Source organism: Leucobacter sp. 7(1), assembly GCF_900163635.1.
In the GTDB taxonomy this organism is placed as follows: domain Bacteria; phylum Actinomycetota; class Actinomycetes; order Actinomycetales; family Microbacteriaceae; genus Leucobacter.
Map to the genome: position 1 here is coordinate 19,166 of NZ_FUID01000068.1, position 19,814 is coordinate 38,979.

At 63.4% G+C, this 19,814-nt stretch carries 14 protein-coding genes; 6 read left to right on the forward strand and 8 right to left on the reverse strand.

Features of this window, described 5'->3' with window-relative positions; translation table 11 throughout:
• The first annotated feature begins 92 nt into the window (after nt 1-92).
• From FM113_RS13150 to FM113_RS17955, 4 genes are all read left to right on the forward strand, one after another.
• Nucleotides 93-2,270 (forward strand): CDP-glycerol glycerophosphotransferase family protein, encoded by a 2,178-nt coding sequence (locus FM113_RS13150; protein WP_176387230.1) that lies wholly within the window; start codon nt 93-95, stop codon nt 2,268-2,270.
• Nucleotides 2,271-2,286: 16 nt separating this feature from the next.
• Entirely contained in the window at nt 2,287-6,159 is a 3,873-nt protein-coding gene (locus tag FM113_RS13155) for a CDP-glycerol glycerophosphotransferase family protein (RefSeq protein WP_176387231.1), read from the forward strand.
• Between the two features lie 137 nt (nt 6,160-6,296).
• Nucleotides 6,297-7,799, forward strand: coding sequence for a glycosyltransferase (locus FM113_RS13160; RefSeq protein WP_087015278.1), 1,503 nt, complete (start codon nt 6,297-6,299; stop codon nt 7,797-7,799).
• Nucleotides 7,800-7,880: 81 nt separating this feature from the next.
• Complete coding sequence (locus tag FM113_RS17955) at nt 7,881-8,558, forward strand: acyltransferase (protein ID WP_140393368.1); 678 nt, start codon at nt 7,881-7,883, stop codon at nt 8,556-8,558.
• Between the two features lie 11 nt (nt 8,559-8,569).
• Here the strand turns inward: FM113_RS17955 and FM113_RS13170 are convergent, their stop codons facing one another.
• Genes FM113_RS13170 through FM113_RS13200 form a run of 7 tightly spaced genes read right to left on the reverse strand, consistent with a single transcriptional unit; the run spans nt 8,570 to nt 15,983 of the window.
• Complete coding sequence (locus FM113_RS13170) at nt 8,570-9,631, reverse strand: CDP-glycerol glycerophosphotransferase family protein (protein ID WP_087015280.1); 1,062 nt, start codon at nt 9,629-9,631, stop codon at nt 8,570-8,572.
• Between the two features lie 8 nt (nt 9,632-9,639).
• Complete coding sequence (locus tag FM113_RS13175) at nt 9,640-10,392, reverse strand: ABC transporter ATP-binding protein (RefSeq protein ID WP_087015281.1); 753 nt, start codon at nt 10,390-10,392, stop codon at nt 9,640-9,642.
• On the reverse strand, nt 10,376-11,272 hold the full coding sequence (locus FM113_RS13180; protein ID WP_087015282.1) for an ABC transporter permease: 897 nt from the start codon (nt 11,270-11,272) through the stop codon (nt 10,376-10,378). The genes FM113_RS13175 and FM113_RS13180 overlap by 17 nt, the downstream gene beginning before the upstream one ends.
• Nucleotides 11,273-11,283: 11 nt before the next feature.
• A complete protein-coding gene (locus FM113_RS13185; protein ID WP_087015283.1) occupies nt 11,284-12,600 on the reverse strand; it encodes a UDP-glucose/GDP-mannose dehydrogenase family protein in 1,317 nt (438 codons plus the stop codon).
• A complete protein-coding gene (locus tag FM113_RS13190; protein WP_087015284.1) occupies nt 12,597-13,586 on the reverse strand; it encodes a glycosyltransferase in 990 nt (329 codons plus the stop codon). The genes FM113_RS13185 and FM113_RS13190 overlap by 4 nt, the downstream gene beginning before the upstream one ends.
• Nucleotides 13,583-14,557 carry a glycosyltransferase gene (locus FM113_RS13195; protein WP_087015285.1) on the reverse strand — a complete coding sequence of 325 codons (975 nt, stop codon included), beginning with the start codon at nt 14,555-14,557 and terminating at the stop codon, nt 13,583-13,585. Before FM113_RS13195 ends, FM113_RS13190 begins: the two co-directional genes overlap by 4 nt.
• A 1-nt stretch (nt 14,558) precedes the next feature.
• Entirely contained in the window at nt 14,559-15,983 is a 1,425-nt protein-coding gene (locus FM113_RS13200; protein WP_087015286.1) for a sugar transferase, read from the reverse strand.
• 217 nt (nt 15,984-16,200) lie between these two features.
• Between FM113_RS13200 and FM113_RS13205 the strand changes: the two genes are divergently transcribed.
• Complete coding sequence (locus tag FM113_RS13205; RefSeq protein ID WP_087015287.1) at nt 16,201-17,412, forward strand: hypothetical protein; 1,212 nt, start codon at nt 16,201-16,203, stop codon at nt 17,410-17,412.
• Nucleotides 17,413-17,421: 9 nt separating this feature from the next.
• Here the strand turns inward: FM113_RS13205 and FM113_RS13210 are convergent, their stop codons facing one another.
• Nucleotides 17,422-18,078, reverse strand: a complete 657-nt coding sequence (locus FM113_RS13210) for a chlorite dismutase family protein (RefSeq protein ID WP_087015288.1) — start codon at nt 18,076-18,078, stop codon at nt 17,422-17,424.
• A gap of 163 nt (nt 18,079-18,241) precedes the next feature.
• On the opposite strand from FM113_RS13210, the gene FM113_RS13215 reads away from it, so the two are divergent.
• The gene (locus FM113_RS13215; protein WP_087015289.1) at nt 18,242-19,771 is read left to right on the forward strand and encodes a LuxR C-terminal-related transcriptional regulator; all 1,530 of its coding nucleotides are present in this window, start codon (nt 18,242-18,244) and stop codon (nt 19,769-19,771) included.
• Nucleotides 19,772-19,814: the final 43 nt, after the last annotated feature.

The window sequence follows — 19,814 nt, forward strand, 5'->3', positions numbered from 1 at the left end:
ACTGGTGGTGCGCGGGGCATGTAGAGGATGGGATGCGGGAGATCGGCGGTGCTGCGGGCTGCCTTCCAAGCGAACCAGAAAACGCTCCGCTCGTGAGCGTCATCATCCCCGTGTACAACGCTGCGGAGTTCCTGCACCGCTGCATTGACTCGGTGCTTGCGCAAACGATGCCGGACTTTGAACTGATCGCGATCAATGACGGTTCGACCGACACGAGCCTCGAGATTCTCGAACAGTACGCGGCTTCGGATCCGCGAGTGCGCGTCACCGATCAAGAGAACGCCGGGCAGGGATCCGCCCGTAATCGGGCCTTGGGTCTCGCTACTGGTCGCTACGTTCTGTTTGTCGATGCCGACGACTTCATTGAACGCGTTACGCTTCAGGTCACCACGGAGCGTGCCGAAGAAGACCAGTCCGACCTCGTGCATTTTGATTGGAAGCTCTACTCGCCCGGGACAGGGCACCCCGGGGGCATGCACTATTACAACGCCGATCCGTTCTGGCATAAACGCGTGCTTCTCGGGGCGGGATGTGACGAGCTCCTCCGCGTCCAAAACTTCTACTCGGTCACGAACCTGTACCGGCGTGGGTTCCTTGCCACGCACGGCATCGTGTTCGAGGAGGGGCGGATCTATGAGGACAATCCGTTTGTGCTGCAGGCCGTGAACCGGGCAGAGATCGCCTCGCTCGTGCACTCCCCGCTCTACACGATCAACCCGCACCCGGAATCTACGACGCGCTCGAACACCGATACGGACAAGCACGTGCGGGACCACTTACACGCCGTGGCCCGTACCTTTGAGCTGCTGAACCGCCGCAACCCTCGAGCGGCCGCCTACCTCGCGGCGTACCACGTGAAGAAGATTGGGCCCTACTACGAGCGGCGGATTCCCCGGCGGTATCGTCGGGCGTACATCCGGGAGTTCGTCGAAATCCTGCACGCCGCCCAGATCGAGATACCGCCCGCAACCTCCACGAACGCGCCCATGCGGCTCGCCATGCGGCTCCGGCTTTTCGAGGAGCGTCGCTACACCGCGTTTCAGGCCATGATTTCGGGGAAGAACGCGATCATGCCGCGCGTGAAACGGGGCAAGGCATGGTTACGCCGGCAGAAGCATCGCCGCTCGAAGGCCGGGGCCTGGTCCGCGCAGCTCGAACGGGTGCTCGCAGGCCCGGTCAAGTCCGACGCGATCACGTTCCTTGGGCTCGATTTCAAGTACACCGGGAATTCCCGTTACCTGTTCGAGCAACTGCTCGCGGATGAACGGTTCGCGGGACTTGACCTGAAGTTTGTGACCACCGATACGCGGGTCCCGGAGCACTACCGCTTGCCGCCGAGCAACGCTGGCACGAACGCGCACCTCGCCCGCTCGCGCGTGGTGATCGCCGAGTCCTGGATCCCGCCTCACGTCCGCAAGCATCGGGACTCGACCTGGGTGCAGTTGTGGCACGGCACCCCGATCAAGCGAATGCTCTTTGACTCGCACGAGCCCCGGATTATCTGGAACCGTCGGCACCACAAAACCAGTAAGTACCGGGATATCCAGCAATGGGACTACTTTGTCGTCGACTCCGAGATTGCCGCTCAGAAGTTCCAGACAGCGTTTCTCCTAGATCCGGCGAAGATCGTGCGTACCGGCTACCCGCGGGTCGCGTACCTCCGTGACCACGCGAATGACCGCCCCTTACAGCAGAGGATCCGCTCGGAGCTCGGAATCGCACCCAAGCAGAAGATCGTGTTGTACGCGCCCACCTGGCGGGACTACAACTACGGGCGGTCTCTCGAAGAGGGCGACTTCTCGTACGTGCTCGATTTACAGGAACTCACCTCGGAACTGGGCGACGAGTACGCGGTCGTATTCCACGATCATGGGTACCTGTCTAGCGAGTTGGGCACGAATCGCGGCACCGCGATCGACGCCTCGGATATGGAGACTCAGGAACTCCTACTCATTGCCGATGTGCTGGTAACGGACTATTCCTCGGTCGCGTTCGACGCTCAAGCGATTGGGCTACCCGTCGTGTGGCACATCGCGGACGCGGAGATGTTCGAGGAGTCCCGCGGGGTTTACAAGGACGTGGCAAGTGCCGGCCGTGTCGGGGCGACTGGGTCTTCCGAGATGCTCTGGGATCTGGTGCAGGCCGCCACTGGGGAGCCGCGTTGCGCTCGTGAGCTTACCGAGGTCATAGCTCATCAGAGCCTCGAACTAATTATTTTGGGATCAATCGCGAACAGTCGTATTGATGCAGTATTCGACGCAGGGACGTAAAGACGTGTTATCTGGGATGAGCTCTACCGTACAGAAGAACCTTGCGCGTCTGCGGCGTCGTAAAGAAGATTGGGTCGCGGCCGGAGACCTGTTTCTTGCTGCGGCTGAAGCTCGAGGAGCAGATGCCTTACTCTGGCGCGATGCCGCACGCGCGCTGCAGTATGCGAAAGATTCCCGAGCCGTTGGTGCCTTCGAACGCACCACGGAACTAGTACCACAGGACTTTGATTCCTGGTATCGGCTGGGCTGGCTCCGTGAACAGGCAAAAAACTATGCAACGGCCATGGATGCCTATGATTCAGCGCTTGCTGCAGGAGGTGATGTGGGGCACCTCTCATTCCGCAAGGCGCGGTGCGCTGAGAAGTTGGGCGATGTGGATGCAGCGACAACGAGCTTTCGCGCGGCACTCATTTCCGGATTCGACCGGGCAAAGTGCCTCAACGAATTGGCACGGCTGCAGAAATCCGCACCTCTGTGGCTCCGCCTAGAGCTTTGCCGTGAGGGGGCGGACGTATTCTCTCCCGAATCCCAGTGGATGAAGACTTACGCGCGACTCGTCTCTGAGATGGGCACTGACGAGGAGGCGAATGACGTCTATCGCCTCGTCTCGTCTCATCGGTTGCTTGAAGAGGTGGAAGTTGTGCGATGGGCGAATGCACTTGAGCGAACCAGTCGTGATGGTGAACGCCGTGAGCTACTTGGCGACTTCATGCAAAGTCTCCCCGAAGCAGACCGCCTCCTCGGCCCAGGTGTGCTTTTCCAGCGTGCGGAACTATGGGAAGCCGCTCGCGCTGAGTACGTTCGGGCTCTGGGCCTGGGCGCTGAGAATGCCGAGCTCACTTACCGAATCGGACTAACCTACGCGCGGGAATACCGCTGGGCGGAGGCGTCTGACTACTATTCCCGCGCGTACGGCCTCCTGCCAGGGAACGCCTACTGGGCCTACCGGTGTGGCCTTGCCTTTGAGCGCCAGGGCAAGCCTGAGGATGCCAAATGGTGGTACGGCGAGGCACTTCAGCATGATCCAGAAAAATCTCACTACTGGCACCGCCTGTCAATGGTGTTGGACAATCAGAAGGACCAGGCCGCGTCAGTTGGAGCCGCAAAGCGAGCGGCATTCGGAAACGTGCGACCCACGCCCGTCGTCCATGATTCTGTGATCGGCGAGATCCAAGCAACCTCCGAGACGCGGGAGCACTGGGCGCAACAGCTAGGTCAATGGAACAAAGCAGCCGGCTTGGACTCAGTGAGCGGAATGCTTGCGGCCTCCAGGGTACGTCTTTCTGGCGGAGACGCTGCGGGTACGCGCGAGCTTCTCCGCCGGGTGTTGGTGCACCGCATGGAACTGAGCGCAGAGCAGCGCATCGTTACCGCACACCTGCTCGAGCAGATCGGCGAATCTGGCGAGGCAGTAGAGACACTTCATGATGCTCGCGTGATCAGAACCCCGGACGGCTTCAGCCTCTCCCGCTATTTGCCAGCTGGGCGATCACGCGCGAACCGCGTGTACGCAGAGTTGGTGAATATCCGGAGCATTGACGCCCAGGTCGTCCTGTTTGAATCGAACCACGGAGCAAGCATCGGGTGCCACCCGCTTGCGATATTCCGAGAGATGCTCAGCGATCCCCGTTTTTCCAACCATGTTTTCGTGTGGGTTCGGAAAGCGGACACGTTTGTCCCCCGAGATCTCATCGACAACCCGAGAGTGCAGTTCGTCCAGCTGGGGAGCGATAGCTACCTGTACCACTTGGCAACTGCGAAGTACCTCATTAATAACGTCTCATTCCCTCCTTACTTCCTGCGGCGCGAGGGCCAGCGCTACCTGAATACTTGGCATGGCACTCCGATGAAGACGCTCGGTCGCTCTATGAGACAGGGCCTCGTGGAGTATGAAAACCTAGAACGAAACTTCCTCCAGGCAAGCCACTTGATCGCACCCAACGAGTTGACCAAGTGGGCGCTGCTCGACGAGCATCACCTTGATGGGCTCTACCCGGGTTCCGTTGCGATTCTGGGATCCCCCCGTCTCGACAGGCTGGTTCGTGACGCGGGAGAGCTGCGTGAAAGCATCCGGCTGCGATTGGGAGTTGAGCGAACTGAACGGCTGGTCCTCGTGGCACCGACCTGGCGCGGGGGCGTCTCTGCTCACGATCTTGACGAGACTATGCTCACCGTGCAGCTCGAGTCGCTTGCTGCGCTGCCGGGTGTGCGTGTGGTCTATCGAGCGCATCGACTCACGGAGAAGCTCATTCGAGGGCTGGAGCTCCCTGTCTCGGTTGTGCCGGCAGATATCGATACGAATGATCTGTTGGCGGCCGTGGATCATCTGGTCAGCGACTATTCCTCAGTGGTGTTCGACTTCCTCGTGACGGGAAAGCCGGTCACGCTATTTGTCCCTGACTTGCAAGAGTACGAGGAAGCCCGAGGGTTGTACTTGCATCCTTCGGAACTGCCGTTTGGAATCGCATCGACTCCTGCGGAACTTGCCCAACTTGTCGCGGCAGCGGGCTCGGAGCATGAAGAAGCGTACTTAGCAGCCGCCGCGAAGTACGGAAGTCGTGAGGACGGTCACGCGTCTGCCCGTGCTGTTGATTTCTTGCTCGATGACACCCGCAAGGGCAGCGAATTGAACGGTCGACGCACCGTGCTGTTCCACGCGAGCATGATCCCGAACGGAATCGCCAGTGCACTCTTGGCAATCCTGGGTGAACTCGCGGAGCGTGACCTCAATATCATCCTCATTGTCGAACCGAGCGTGCTTCGCGAAGCAGAGGATCGCAGGTCCGTGTTTGAGCGACTCCCCGCAAGTGTCAAACTTGTCTCGCGGTTGGGAGACACCGTGATGACGCCAGAAGAATTCTTCGTTCGTCGCGAAATCGAGGCCGGCAACTGCGACCCCGCCGAGGCAATGACAGAGATCTATCGGAACGGCTGGAAGCGCGAGGCTCGGCGAATCCTGGGCGACATGCGCATTGACGTCGCTATTGAGTGGGACGGCTACGCGCCGCTCTGGGCTGGGATTCTTGCACACGCGGGAGACTCCTCGACTCGTCGCTTGATTTGGCAGCACAACCAGATGGAGGAGGAACGGGTGCACAAGTACCCAGTGCTCGACAACGTCTTTCGCATGTACCCCTGGTTTGATCAACTGGTATCGGTGTCTGAGATGCTCGCGGAAGAGAACTCTACCTATCTAGCTGCTCGAGGCCAGCTCCCTGAAGAAGGCGTCGCCGCTGTACGGAACACGCTCCTCTTTGACGAGATTCGTGCCAAATCTTTAGAGGCGATGACCCCTGAGGTCCAGTCAGTGGTATCAGAGGCAAGCCCCCTCCTCGTCAACATCGGCAGAATGTCGATTGAGAAGAATCAGATCGAGCTCATCCGAGCTTTGCCCGAAGTCCTGGCTGACTTCCCCAACGCGAAATTGATAATTGCTGGAAGCGGTCCACTTCGCGATCAGTTAACAATTGAAGCGATGCGGTTGGGGGTTCAGAACTCTGTTCTCTTTGCGGGCCAGTTGGCAAACCCGTACCCATTGATGGCTGCGGCAGATCTCTTTGTTCTCCCGTCATTGCACGAGGGGCAGCCAGTTGTTCTGTTTGAGGCGATGGCGTTAGGGGTAGGAATTCTTGCCTCGAGTTGCCCTGGCAACGTGGAGGCGTTGGAACTGGGGTACGGAGAGCACACGGCGATTGATGCTCGTAGCATCGCCGCCTCTGTCCGCCGTGCAGCCTACGCACAAAACCCTCGGCGCAGTTTCGACTACACCGGTTATCGGTCAAGCGCACTTGGGGCCTTTAGCCAGGTAGCTTTCGCTGTTCTCCCACAAGCCGAATCAACGGCGGTTGGCGCAGCACCGGTTGGCCCGGATTGGGGCCCAGCCTCGTGACATACAACCACGCACACTCGCAACGCGAGTTATCTGTCCGCAGCTTCTAAGAGAGAGAATCTGCCACGTGCCGGCACGCACGCGGAATCGAGCTGGGGCGATGCAACTGAAGTCGGGAAGAAAACGAGGGGGAATCGATGGCACACGTGTTGATGCTGCTGGGCAATATCTTCAAGGTCAACGGCGGATTGACTCATGCGGTATACCGGCGAGCGAACGCGCTGGTGGCAGCTGGCTTTGACGTGACCATTTTCACGTCTCAGTTTCATCGTGACTTTCACGGCCTGTTGGCAGAACACCGGCGCACGGGAACCCTGGACCCGCGAGTGGCTGTTCGGAATCTCTACGAGGATCTGGAAGCCTCGGAAGAACTACAGGGCTCGCCTGCGCTGGAGCATGGCTACACAGCTTTCACGGACCCGAAGAATCCCCTGGCGCGACGTGTGTTCAACGAGCGCGGTGAGTATGTCGCCTTCGAGTTGCGTGAACCAAGCGGAGAGCTTGACTTCATCGATCGTTTCGAAGCGCCCTGGGTCCGTGTCGCTAAGGAGATCTTTGATAGTCGAGGACAATTGCGCAAGGTTCTGTATATGGACCGAGCCGCAAACGTTCCTGATTTCGCGGTCACGTACAAAGCGAATGGGAAGGCCCAGGTCTCCTCGCGACTTAGGAACGGGCAACCAATTTCGTACTTCTCGCATTTTGATGGCAAAGAGTTCCGCTCGGAGGCGGGGGTCATTGTTGCATGGATGAATCGATGCATAGGTGCTCAAAAAAATCTCGTAGTTCTGGCTGAAAAGCGAGAAATGCTCGTGCCTCTGCTCGACGTCGGCGGGGACGATGCAAAGCACGTCCTTTGCCTGCATTCAAGCCACTTGGATGCGCCGTACGATGATCCTGCTGTGGTCTCCTCAAGTATGAAAGCGGCGCTCAGCGCGCTGACAGAGAAGAAAGTGGAGAAAGTAGTAGTGCTGACGGCTGCGCAGGCGGAGGACATCGCTACCCTCCTCGGTGACAGTTCACTAGTGGCCAATATCCCTCACTACCAGGTAGCGGTGGAGAGTCGGCCAGAGGATGAGGCACGTAACGCTCGTCGAGTTGTGTCCCTGGCCAGGTACCACCCGGTCAAGAACCTGACGGAAGCCATCCACGTCATCGACATCGTTCGACGGTCGGTGCCAGACGTCATATACGAGGTGTATGGCTACGGCCCAGAGAAGTTGGCGCTCCAGGAGCTCGTAGTGGAACTGGGCCTTCAGCGCAACGTGACCCTGAATGATCACGTCGAGGATACGCAAATGGTGTTGAAGTCCGCGCGGGTAATGCTCTCGACCTCTCATCAAGAAGGGCAAGGGCTCTCTCAGATTGAAGCCTTGGCGGCGGGAACGCCAGTGGTTTCCTATGACACACCCTACGGCGCTCGGGAGAACATTAGGGACGGGGTCGATGGCTTCGTCGTCACCTATGGGGAAGGCCGAGTGGAAGCCGCGGCCGCAGCGGTTGTGTGGTTGTTACAAGACGATCGTCTTCACCGGAGCCTGAGCGAGTCTGCGAAGGAAGTTACGTCACGATTCTCACAAGACGATTTTGCTAGGAGTTGGACGAGCCTCATTTCGGAACTCGTGGGCACAACGGGCTGAAATAGATCGGGCAGGGTAAGTCTCAATGGTCGATTGAGGAACATTCAAAACGCATAGTCCATTCAATGTAAAATCATGGCTATGGTAACTTTGCGTGCTCAGGCGATTGTCGATGGATATCTTGATGACAATGGGAACCAGATCATTGGGAACCCGCATGTCGGCGCTCACGCGTTCATCGAATTCAAATCATCCCATTGCCGGGTGGAATTTGGGCCGGGAGCAAAACTCCACGGTGCAGTTTTCTTTCAACGCGAGGCATCGCAGCTTCACATAGGCGCAAGATCATTGCTGACGGGCCGAACCTCGCTAGGCGCGTTCTGCTCTATACGGCTCGGTGCTGATGTGTACAGCGGAGCGAATCTGCAGCTTTCCACGGCGGAAGGACAGGCCATCGAGATTGGTGATGATTGCCTGATAGCGAACGATGTTCGTATTCGGGCGGATGATTCACATCCAATTTATGACATGCATAGCGGCGAAAGAATCAATCATTCAGCCTCAATTCTTATTGAGGATCATGTTTGGGTGGGGCAGGAAGTGTTTGTCATGCCCGGTGGCAAGATTCGCTCAGGAAGCATTGTCGGCGCCCGGTCGATGATCACACGGACGTCCGAAGTGCCAGCCAACTCAATCGTTGCGGGTACCCCGGCCAAAGTACTACGAAGCAACGTCCATTGGGTGCGCAAGCACCTTCAGATGCACCGTGATATTCCGGTTTCCATCGATCCCCTCATTCCCAGTTCGGATCCTGAGTAAAGGTCCAACGACTACCCCCGAAACCCCCGATAGCTCGCGCCAAACTCTGCGAGGTCGGGGCGCCAGAGTGTGAGCGGCAGGCCCAGTGCCTGCCGCTCCACGCCGATGCTGGAGTAGTCAGTGATAAGGTGCTCCGCGGCCCCGAACAGCTCGTAGGCGGTCACCCCGCGCTCGCGCAGGGAGGTGCCCGTGAGCGCGGGGAATCCGAGCCCGTCGAGCCTGGCCGCGTCGTGCGGGTGCAGCTTCGCGAGGAACTGGGCGCCTCGGGCGGTTGCGGCCGCGCGTAGCTGTGCCAGGGTATCGCCAGTCTCGGGGTCTGGGATCCGATCCCACCCGTCTGCCTCGCCGAACGGCACTCCGCTCACGCGCACCTCGCCCCCGGCTCGGCGGATCGCGCGATACGTGGGGGCCCACACGACGAGCTCGCGTGCGGGATCGAGCCCCAGCCGGGCGTGCACGCTGCGGTCACCCACCGCCCGCCGCATGACGCGGAGGCGGGGCTGATCCGGCACCACCCGGGTGTCCGCAGGGAGTCGGTACTCCGCGAGCTGCTGTGGCACCCACTCAGGGGTGATCGACGCCAGCACCGTGGCGGGCCCGCGGAACGTCGTGTCCGGCTTCGGTCCACTGCCGTGGGTGAGGTGTGTGTGGACGCGCCGACCGCTCGGGTCACGGCCCGGAATGAGCACGTGCGTGGAGTAGGTCTCGGATGCACGTCGGTGCGCGGCGAGTAGGCTCCGATAGCTGAGCGCCTCGTACCGCAGCGACGTGGGCACCGGGAACCCGAGGCAGCGGGCCGCCTCCGCCACGGCAACACGGGCAAGCGCGGGATCGGGGGAGACGTACACGATCTCCGACAGATCGGATCGCTCGCCCAACAGCACCGTCTGGACAGTGGCGTTTTCCTCGTCGGCGTTGAGCGTGACGACCGCTGCGATGCCGGGGCCTGGCCGGGTCACCCCCAGCGTCGCACTCGTGAGCGCGGACTGCACCGCGCGCGCCCCGCGCCCCGCCAGCCGGACACCGAGGTGTCCGCGCCGGAGCGAGGCGATAGCAGAAGCGGGGGAGCGCACTGGGGACCCTAGCGTTTCTTGCCCTGCAGGCGGGCGACTGCCGCCTTGATGGGCCCGTCAAACACAAGCTGGCCCTTTTCGAGCACGATGCCGCGCTGACACAGATCCTGCACCTGGGCCGCGTTGTGGGACACAACGAACATCGTCTTGCCCGCGGCCTGCAGCTCCTGCATTTTCGCGTTGCACTTGGCCCGGAACTCCGCGTCGCCCACGGACAGTACCTCGTCGACGAGCAGGACGTCGTGCTCCGTGTGGACGGCGACGGAGAAGCCGAGCCGAGCGTACATGCCCGAGGAGTACCGCTTCACCTCGGTGTCGATGAAGTCACCGATCTCCGAAAACTCCACGATCTTGTCGAACTGCGCGTCGGTCTCTTCCTTGGTCATGCCGAGGATCGCCGCATTCAGGTAGACGTTTTCGCGGCCGGTGAGGTCGGGGTGGAAGCCGGCCCCCACCTCGAGGAGTCCAGCGATCCGCCCCGCGGTGTAAATCTCGCCGGCAGAGGGCCGGAGTACGCCTGAGAGCAGTTTGAGGGTCGTGGATTTCCCGGACCCATTGCGGCCCAGGATCGCCACGGATTCGCCAGGGTAGACGGCGAAGGTGATCGCGGAGAGCGCCTCGAAATCGTCGGTGACGGGGGTGCGGCGCAGCTTCGCCAGCACGGTCTGTTTCAGGGAGCGCGCGTTGCGGAGCCGGAACGACTTGAACACCCCGTTGAAAATGATCACCGGGTCCGGGAGGGACTCAAAGGTCTTGCGCAAAATTGCCCTCCAGCTTTCGGAAAACGACCTGGCCGATCAGCAGGGTGCCGAGTGCGATCCCGAGCCCCGCCAGCGTGTTCGTGAGGAGGTAGTCGGGCGGCGACGTCTCCGACACAACCTGACCCCAGAATGCCTGGTGGAACAGTTCAACACCCACGGTCATCGGGTTCACGAGATACAGGTTGTAGAGCCACGCGGGGACGAGCTCCCGGATCATTTCGTGCGTGTACAGCACGGGTGAGGCCCAAACCGCGAACATGAGCGCGACATCGATGATGTTCTTCGCGTCGCGGTAGGCGACGTTGATCGCGCCAAAGAACAGGCCGAGGCCGAGCGTGAACAGGGTCACGATCACGAGCGCCACGAGGAACGCCACAAGTCCGAGCCAGGTGAAGTGCCACCCCATGATCAGGCAGACCACAAACAGGAGGATGACCTGTGGGATGAAGTGGATGAAGGCGGATCCGACGGCTGCGACCGGGAAGAGCTCGCGGGGCAGGTAAATCTTCTTCACCAGCGCCGCGTTGCTCGTGATCGAGTTTGTCGCGGCCCGTGTCGCCTCCGAGAAGAAGTTGAGCAGCACGATGCCGGAGAACAGGTACACCGGGTACAGCTCGACCCCGCGATCCACCTTCAAGACGAGGCCGATCATCACGTAGTACATGAGGAACTGTGCCGCCGGCTTCACGTAGGACCAGGCCCAACCAAGCACAGACCCGTAGTACCGGGTGGTGGTCCCCTTCTTGAGGAGCAGCGTCAGTAGGTGCCGGTATCTGAAAGCGTCAAAGAGCCAGCGGCTCGCCCCGGGAACGACGTACTTCGGGGGCGAGTTCGGGGCTGAGCTCGATGGTGAGTTCGTGGGCGACGTGGCGTGAGACACGGGACACCATCCTATCCGGGGGTCGGCGTGCGGCCGACCCCGTGGTATTGCCAGCCAGCCGCGATCCACTGTGCGCGGTCCAGGCAGTTGCGACCATCGAGCACTACAGGGTTGCGTACGAGTTTCGAGACGCGCCGCGGATCGAGCGCACGGTACTCCGACCACTCGGTGCCGACCACGATGAGGTCGGCACCGCGGAGCGCTGTCTCGGTATCTGAAGCGAAGCAGAGTTCGGGCACCTTGCGCTGCGCATTCGCGACGGCCGCGGGATCCGTGACGATAACGTCGGCGCCGCGGGCCTGGAGGCCTGCAGCGAGGACAAGCGCCGGGGAATCCCGCACATCGTCAGAGTCCGGTTTAAATGCGGCCCCGAGCACAGCAATCCGCGCGCCGCCGAGCGCGCCCCCGAGTGCCCGCTCTGCGGCGGTAACAAAGCGGTCGGGCCGCGCGGCGTTGATCCGCTCAACCGCACCCAATAGCTGCGCGGAATCGGCCTGCCCGAGCTCCTCCGCGCGGGCAACAAAGGCACGGAGGTCTTTGGGCAGACAGCCCCCGCCGAAGCCGATTCCGGAACCCAGGTACCGTGCTCCGATGCGTGGATCAAGTCCGAGCACGGTGGCGAGCTGAGTCACGTCGGCACCCGCAGCGTCAGCCACATCGGCGAGCATGTTCATGAACGAGACCTTTGTCGCAAGGAATGCGTTGGCGGCACCCTTCGCTAGCTCAGCCGTCGGCAGATCCGTGAGAACAAGCGGACTTCCGGAGGCGAGCGGGGTGCGGTACACCTCGCGGAGCGTGGACTCGACGTGGGCGCGGTTCTCATCTCCGCAGCCGACGAGAATCCGATCCGGCGTGAGGGAATCCGCGACCGCGTGACCCTCTCGCAGAAACTCGGGGTTCCACGCCAACACCGCGCCGGTCCCCGCGAGCGCGGCGCTGAGGTCTGCCGCGGTGCCCACGGGAACGGTTGACTTTCCGACAACCAGGGACGCGGCCGACAGGTGCGGCCGCAGGGCCGCAATTGCCGAGCGCACATATCTGAGTTCCGCGCTGGCACCGTCAGGGCCGGCCGGCGTGCCGACGCAGATGAAGTGCACGCTTGCCGCGGCCACGGCGGCGGGATCTGTCGAGAATGTGAGTCGCCCGTTCGCGAGACCGGCACGCAGAAGCGTATCGAGCTCGGGCTCGAAGAACGGGGCCGTGCCGGCCCGCAGCGCAGCGATCCGGCGCGGCTCGGTGTCGATCCCGACAACTGTGTGACCGAGGTGGGCGAGCGTCGCCGCGTGGACGGCCCCGAGGTACCCGCAGCCAATGACGGAGATGTTCATGCGGCACCCTTCGGCATGAGGTCGGCGGGAGCTGCGGAGCCGCTGTGTGCCGGGGACGCCGCGGCTAGCGCCGCCGTGAGCTGCACAAGCACCGGGCGCTGTTCGGCTCGGCGCTGGGCGCGGAGCAGCCGCGTGCGCTCGGCAAACAGGTCACGATCCTGCAGCACCGAGCGGGCCGCCGCAGCAATTGCCGCACCGTCCGGGGCGGTATACGCCGCAGCATCGCCGTAGAACTCGCGCAGCTCGGGGAAGTCGGAGGTGACGTGCGGCACCCCGGCGTGCAGCGCCTCATACCCGGCCCGCTGCATCGTGTGGGGCCGGGTCGTGAGCGCGATCACGGCGCCGCTCGATCGCGTGAGCCTGTCGAACTCCTCGGGTGCAACGAAACCCGTGAAACGCACGTTTCCGGGTGCTGCGGCACGGACCGCGTCGGGTGCCCGCCCCGTGAGCGTCCACCGCAGTTCGGGGGTGAGCCTGGCGGCGGCAAGGATCTCCGGGACCGGTTCATCGTTGGCGTAGCTCAGCGGGCAGAGCAACTCGCCCGTGTGGGGCAGCGCGTCGCGATCCTGCACCACGTCGTGGAGCACAACCGCCTCGACCCCAGCACGCGCGCACTCGTGCTGTAAATGGGTGTTGGTGACAATCGCCAGGCCACCGCGGCGTCGGATCGCGGCGAGGGCAGGGCCGCGGGCCCAGCGCCACTTCGGGTCGAGGAAAAATCCTGTGTGTAGGTCGACGATGAGCCGTGGCGCGGTGCGCCGACGGCCGAGCGACAAGAGGGCGATAGCTGGAGGCAGCATGAGGACCACGGTGTCCGGCCGTTGCTCCTGGAGGAGTCGGCGGGTGGCGGCGTGCTGCCGCGCGTAGCGTCCCGTGAGGCCGAAGCGGCCGGGCCGATGGATGAAGTGCGCGGGGATTCCGAGCGCCTCGGCCAGCTCAGCTGTGCGGCCATTCTCGGGGGTCCAGCTGATGAATGCTCCGGTCACGCTGCGACTCGGGTGCGGCTGCGTGCCGCGGATGCAAGCGTGGAACGGTCGAGCTGCTCGACCTCCACCGGGTGGGCCAGATCGAGGGTGCCGAGGAGCGAGGTGATCTGCAGCTGATGATCGTCGACGTGCTCGCCCCGCACGCGGCGACGCGGTACGACAACCGGGGAAACTCCGTTCTCCAGCAATTGCAGGACGGTCCCCACTCCCGCGTGAGTGATGACGACATCGGCCCCGCGCGCAGCGGCCAGCAGCTCCTCTGCCGGAAGTAAATCGTGGGTGGTCCCTGCGAGATCTGTGCGCCGGCTCTCGCCCAGCTGCCAGGTGACCGTGTCCTCCGGGCGCAGCACGCTGACGACCTGATCGATCAGTGTGTCGAAGCGGTACGGCCGGATCGTGCCAAGCGTCACCAGGATGTTGAGTGGGGCGTCGGGATGCGCGGGGTCCGCCCCTTCGGCACGTACGAAGTCGCCGAGCACCGAGGGGATGGCGGGCCAAGCGGGGGTGGCCCACTGCTCATGCTGGGTAAACGTCTTCGCGACCCGGAGGCCCCGGATGATCCTGCCGGTGAGCGATGGTCCGTGTGTGCGAGAGACGCTCTCCACATACACGCGGGGGATCCGGTGCCGCGCGGCCCAGCTGAGGCCCGCGAGCCCCACGGCGGCACCACTTGAGAGAGCACCGTCGAAATCTGTGGGGTTGGCGGCCCGGGCAATGGCGCGGTACGCCCGCAATGTCCCGGCGAGATCACGCGGCGCGACATAGTCGACCCAGAGTACCCGCTTCCCTGCGAGCAGGGAGCGGCTCTGCGGTGAATCGAATGTTACCCAGAGGGAATCCTCCGCGGCGCTTACCCGAGCGGCGAGGCGGACGAGCTGGGTGAGGTGGCCGCCCGTTGACGCAACGAGCAGGAGCCGGGGGTGGTCCGCGCCAAACAGTGAGGCGTCCAGTGTGCGGGGTGCAGTCGGCATACTAGTACGCCCCTTTCGCGGAGAAAACCTCGCGCAGAGTGCGCCAGAGAATCAAGAGATCGCCCGTGATCGACCAGTTTTCGACATAGAAGAGATCGAGGCGGGTGCTGTCTTCCCAGCTGAGGTCACTGCGACCGCTGACCTGCCACAGTCCGCTGATGCCGGGGCGCACGAGGAGGCGGCGATTCATTGCCGCCGTGTAGTTCTCTGCCTCCCGCTGCAGTGGGGGCCGGGGCCCCACGAGGGACATCTCGCCGCGCAGCACGTTGACGAACTGGGGCAGCTCGTCAAGGCTGTGGCGTCGAATGAACCGACCGACCCGAGTGACGCGGGGATCATCCCGCAGCTTAAAGAGCGCTCCGTTGCCCTCCGACTGATCGAGCAGAGTCGGGAGCTCCGCCTCGGCAGTGGTCCGCATGGAACGGAGCTTGAACATGGTGAACGGCTCGCCGTCGAGGCCGAGCCGTGGCTGACGGAAAATCACCGGCCCGGGGCTGTCGAGGCGGATGAGCGCGGCGAGCACCGCCACCAGGATTGCCGTTGGCACGCTCGCCAGAAGAACAAGGCAGATGTCGAGGATGCGCTTCGTATAGTACTTCCAGCCGGAGAAGCTCGGCAGATCCACGTGAATCAGAGGGAGCCCTGCGACCGGGCGAATGTGGATCCGGGGCCCCGCGACGTCGGTGAGCGCAGCCGACACGATGAGATCGACGTGGCGACCCTCGAGATTCCAGCCGATCTGCTTGAGCTGGCTGGGGGAGAGCGCGCTCGACCCGGTGATGATCACGGTATCGATATTGTGGGCGTCGACCGTGGCGATCAGGCGGTCGTAGTGCGCCAGCACCGGGATCCCCGGGAGAATCTCGCCACTCACATCGCTGTTCGTTACGGCGCCCACGAGCTCGAACCCGTTGATCGAGTTGGCGCGCAGCTGCGTCGCGGTGTGGGCTGCGTGGCCAGGCTCGCCCACCACGATCGTGCGGTATGTGTTGAGGTGGCGTCGGCGTTGCTGGTGCAGACGTTTGCGCCACACCCATCGGCCTACGACGATGAGGACGAGCCCCAGCGGGAAGGCGACCATCATCATCTCGCGGTGCAGAGTGAACGGGGCAGTGAGCACGAGCGTGATCGCCGCGATCCCGAACGCCATCATGGTGGCGTTGATGACCCGCTTGTATTCGCCGGGACCGGTGCCGAACACGCTGGGATTGCGGGAGTCGTAGGCGGCAAGCGCAAGGAGCCAGATTCCCACGAGTACAAGCGCGAAGACAGTGCGGCGGGTGCCCAAGTGAGGGATCGCGCTGTCATGGACGTAGGGGCTCGTGACAAGCTGGGCGGTGAAGACCACGACGACGGCAACGCCAAGATCGGTCCACAAAAGCTTGCGCGAGTAGCGCTTTTCCCATGCGGGTACAGACGCGGCCACAAACTCCCCTTGAACCCACCGTGCTACAGCCTTTGCTGTGTGTTACCCATGAGAGTTTACCACCTGCTGAACGCCAGGTGAACGGGACCGAGGGTCTGGTGATGCATTACGTATGCAGTCGCCGTGAATTCGGTATCGTTCGAGCAGTGGCCTAGACTCGTGCCGGATCGGTGCCCCACGTCCGGGGTGCCGAGCCCCCGCAGGCCCAGGAGTGCTCATGGAACAATCAGCGAACGATGCCGGCGAGAGCCCGGTGCCTGAAGCGGTCGCTGGGCAACCCCATCCGGCTCGGCAATTCCGTGCGCCGCAGGTGTTGCCCGCTAATCTCAAGTCCGGGCAGGATCGCGCGCGATCCACGAAGATCCTGATGTACGGTCTCGCGGGGCTCGCTGTCGCGCTGATCGCAGTCGGCGTCGCCGCGCCGCAACTGACGTACGCATCGGATGCGAGCGAGTACGAATCGCTGATCGAGGACACCGCCGCGGCCGCCGCGCGCACGGCTCAGAGCGAGGCAGAACTGGCTGCCGCTGATCTCCTGCTCGGGAAGCAATACGAGGAAGCTGCTGGCGTGGCCGGGCGGCTCTCGCAGCTGGCTGCTCTCAGCCCCGAGGTGCTCGTCCCTGAGAGCTCCGCGGTGTTCGCGACGGCTGCAGCGGACGTGCTCGCTGAAATCCCCAAGACGCAACCACCGATGTCCCCGCGCTCCCTCGCCACCCTTGAGTCCACTCTCGGTGCCGACCCTGCACTGCGCCCGTCCTCATGGTTCCTCGTGGAGCCCCGTGCGATCGGCGAGCTCGCCCAGATCGTGCCGGATGCACCCGCGGCTGATGCGGAGGCCGCGACCGTGAGTCGTGCCGCACTCGACGATGCGCGCCGGCAGTTGGCGGAGCAGCGCGCGGACGTCGCAACACGTTCTGCAGAACTCACTGCTCGCGGGGACCAGAGCGCGCAGCTGCGCAGCACGATCGCGGCGGGATACACCGCGGTCACCGCGGTCGCTGCCAGCGTCTCGGAATCCGCGGACGCGATGATCGCCAAAACGCCCGAAGCTGAGAGCCTGCACGACCGGCTTCGGGCTGCGGCGGCCGATGTCGACGCGGCCACAGCGAACAGCGCGGTTGCGGCAGGCACCCCGGAGGACGCCGCCGCAATTGCGCAAGGGGCGGTGAGCCTCGGCGCACTTGAGGCCTATTTTGCGATCGCGACCGAGGCCTGGGACGTGCAGGAGAAACGCTCGGCCGAAGTGGCTGCTGCCCGGGCGGTCCCCGCTCCGGCCCCGATCCCGATGCCTGTCGCGCCCGTTGATGAGACTCCAGTCATCCCGGAGCCGCCGACTCCGGAACCGGAACCGGTAACCCCAGAACCACCCGCACCGCCCACGCCGAGTGAGGAGCCGCCCATCGACCTCGCCGGGTCCGGCGCGGCCTAGGGCCGCCGCCTACTGCAGTACTTCGACGATCTCGGCCGGCTCGATGAAGCGGCCGGTGAATACGGTGCTGTGCAGCGCCGCGTTCACGGGCGATCCCTGCGCCGCGTGTACAAGCTCCATGAGCGTCGCGGGATCGTCGCCCTCGGCAGCGAGCAGCCAGCGCGCGCCAACCTGGCCCGCTGTGGCGTAGCTGCGGAGCACAAGGTCCGTCACTTCCGGAGAGGTCATGGAGGTGTGGGGTGCGGGTGCGGCCGCGCACGTCAGCCAGCTACCCGGCTGCTGCTCAGCCAGCAGCGGCTGTCCGGGCTGTTCGACTCCGAGCGTGCTCCACGAGCGAATCAGCGGGCGCAGCAGAGCGCACCGTCGCAGCTGGCGCATCGCCCACTGGAGGTCCTCCACTTCGGCGCCGTGCAGCCAGACAAGCACGTCGGCGTCGGAGCGGATCCCGCTGACGTCATACCACCCGCGCACAGAGACACCCTCTTCCGCGAGTGACGCGGCAACGTCTTCGAGCTCCTGCACGATCGCGGGCACGTCACGCCCATCGAGCACTACAGGGTGCGAGGAGCTGATGCGAAAGACGCCGAACAGGGAAAACGTCGCCTCGGCGGAAACATCGCCGTGCGCCGGGGCTGCGGGCGACTGGGGAATCTCGTGTGCGCTCATGTCTTCATGCTCTCGCGCTGTCGCGCCTGACGCAAGGGTTCTGCGGCCCCTGCCTGAAGACGACAGCCGATGACGCAGACATCGCGGCGCTGTAGAGCTCCCTATGTGCTCCCGATGCGGAATTTTGGGCAGGGTTCAGTAAGCTGAGGAACTGGACCACGTAGTGACCCCGGGGGGCGGTGTGCTCAATACTCCTGCAATACGACAGCTCGATGACGCGGTCAGAGAGTTTCAGCTGGCGTGTGCCCAAGAGTCGCTCGATCCGGCGCTCATGTACTTCGACCTGCACGCGCTTGAAATCTGGTTCGGCTGTGCCCCGCATCGGCTGCGTGAACTCCTGGGGAATCTGATGTCTCGCGGGGCCCCCGCAGACAGCGTTGTGGCCGCCGTGTACGCGTTTTTGCTCGGTGACCCCATACCGCGCCCCCTCCAGAGCACGCGACTGAACGAAGCTGTGCTCCCCGAGGCGGACGCTTTTGTGCGGATGTACGAGCACCGTGTAGCCGGGCGCACGGACGCTGCCATCGCGGCAAGCACTGAGGTGCTTGCCGACCGAATCGGTCTCGATACTGTGTTCGATCGACGCGGCGGGTGGAACCTGTTCCTCTCGGTGCAGTTGGGCACGACAGCAATGCTCGCGGGGGAGCTGTCGCAGGCGCTCCGGTTCTTTGCGGAAGCGCGGATGCACCCGCCCTCGCCGGTGCTGCGTTTCCTGCTCCGTGAGGCCTGCGCGAAAGAGGCGCTTCTCGAAGCGTGCGAGGGCAGTATGCAGTCCGCGCGCACACGCGCGGACGAAGCACGAGCGATCGAGCGATCGACAAGCTGGTCGGAGCCTGGGATCGACGCGATCCTCGCGGTGGTGGACGCGATTCTTGACTCGGACGGCGAACGCGCAGAGCGGGTCATGGCGGAGATCCCGCTCGGCCAGATCGGGGAAATCTGGCCGTACTACGTCATCGCCCGCAACCGGGTCCTCGCAACGCGAGGTGCTTACACCGAATCCGAGCAGATGCTCGAGATGCTCGACGGGATGGCGATGGCGCGGGTTCCCGGCGAAGGCTACCCGGGAAGTATCGTCGCGCTCGTGCGAACCTCGCTCCGCCTGGGGATCGACGACCCGCGTGGAGCGGAAGTGTACCTGGAGACGTCCGATCCCAGCCTGCAGCGGACCTATCTCATGCAGGCCCTCCTGAGCCTAAACCTCGGGCAACCGCGGCGCGCACTGCAACGGGTCCTCGATATGCCCGAGCCAGATCGGGACCTCCGGCAGATCGCGATCTGGCGGCATGTCATTCTGGCGGCTGCCCATCTCCGGCTCGACGAGCCTGAGGAGTGCCGGAGCGTGCTTGAACGCGCAATGCGGTTGCCCGGGACGTTTAGCGCTGAAGATGCCCGACAGTTCGATCTGCAGGTGCGCGAGTTTGCCCTGGCCGCGGTCCCGGGATGGCCAGCGACTGACGCGCCCGCAGGCCCGTTTGCCCGCGCGGCAGGAACCACGGGGCGGCACCTCACCGAACGGGAAGTCGAGGTACTTCGGCTGCTCGCCGGCGGGAGCACGCGCGACGAGATCGCCACCTCGCTCTTTATTTCCCTCAACACGTTGAAAACTCAGCTGCGATCGATCTACCGGAAGCTCGGCGTATCCCAGCGCAGCGCGGCCGTACTCGAAGCGCAGCGTCGCGGGCTGGTATAGCCGGAACTACGCCGCGGCGTGATAGGCGGCGGTCTTCGAAGCG

Coding starts and splice junctions, on each gene's coding strand:
- FM113_RS13155 (WP_176387231.1), top strand. CDS start 2,287: ATGAGCTCTACCGTACAGAAGAACCTTGCGCGTCTGCGGCGTCGTAAA.
- FM113_RS13160 (WP_087015278.1), top strand. CDS start 6,297: ATGGCACACGTGTTGATGCTGCTGGGCAATATCTTCAAGGTCAACGGC.
- FM113_RS17955 (WP_140393368.1), top strand. CDS start 7,881: ATGGTAACTTTGCGTGCTCAGGCGATTGTCGATGGATATCTTGATGAC.
- FM113_RS13185 (WP_087015283.1), bottom strand. CDS start 12,600: ATGAACATCTCCGTCATTGGCTGCGGGTACCTCGGGGCCGTCCACGCG.
- FM113_RS13195 (WP_087015285.1), bottom strand. CDS start 14,557: ATGCCGACTGCACCCCGCACACTGGACGCCTCACTGTTTGGCGCGGAC.
- FM113_RS13205 (WP_087015287.1), top strand. CDS start 16,201: ATGGAACAATCAGCGAACGATGCCGGCGAGAGCCCGGTGCCTGAAGCG.
- FM113_RS13210 (WP_087015288.1), bottom strand. CDS start 18,078: ATGAGCGCACACGAGATTCCCCAGTCGCCCGCAGCCCCGGCGCACGGC.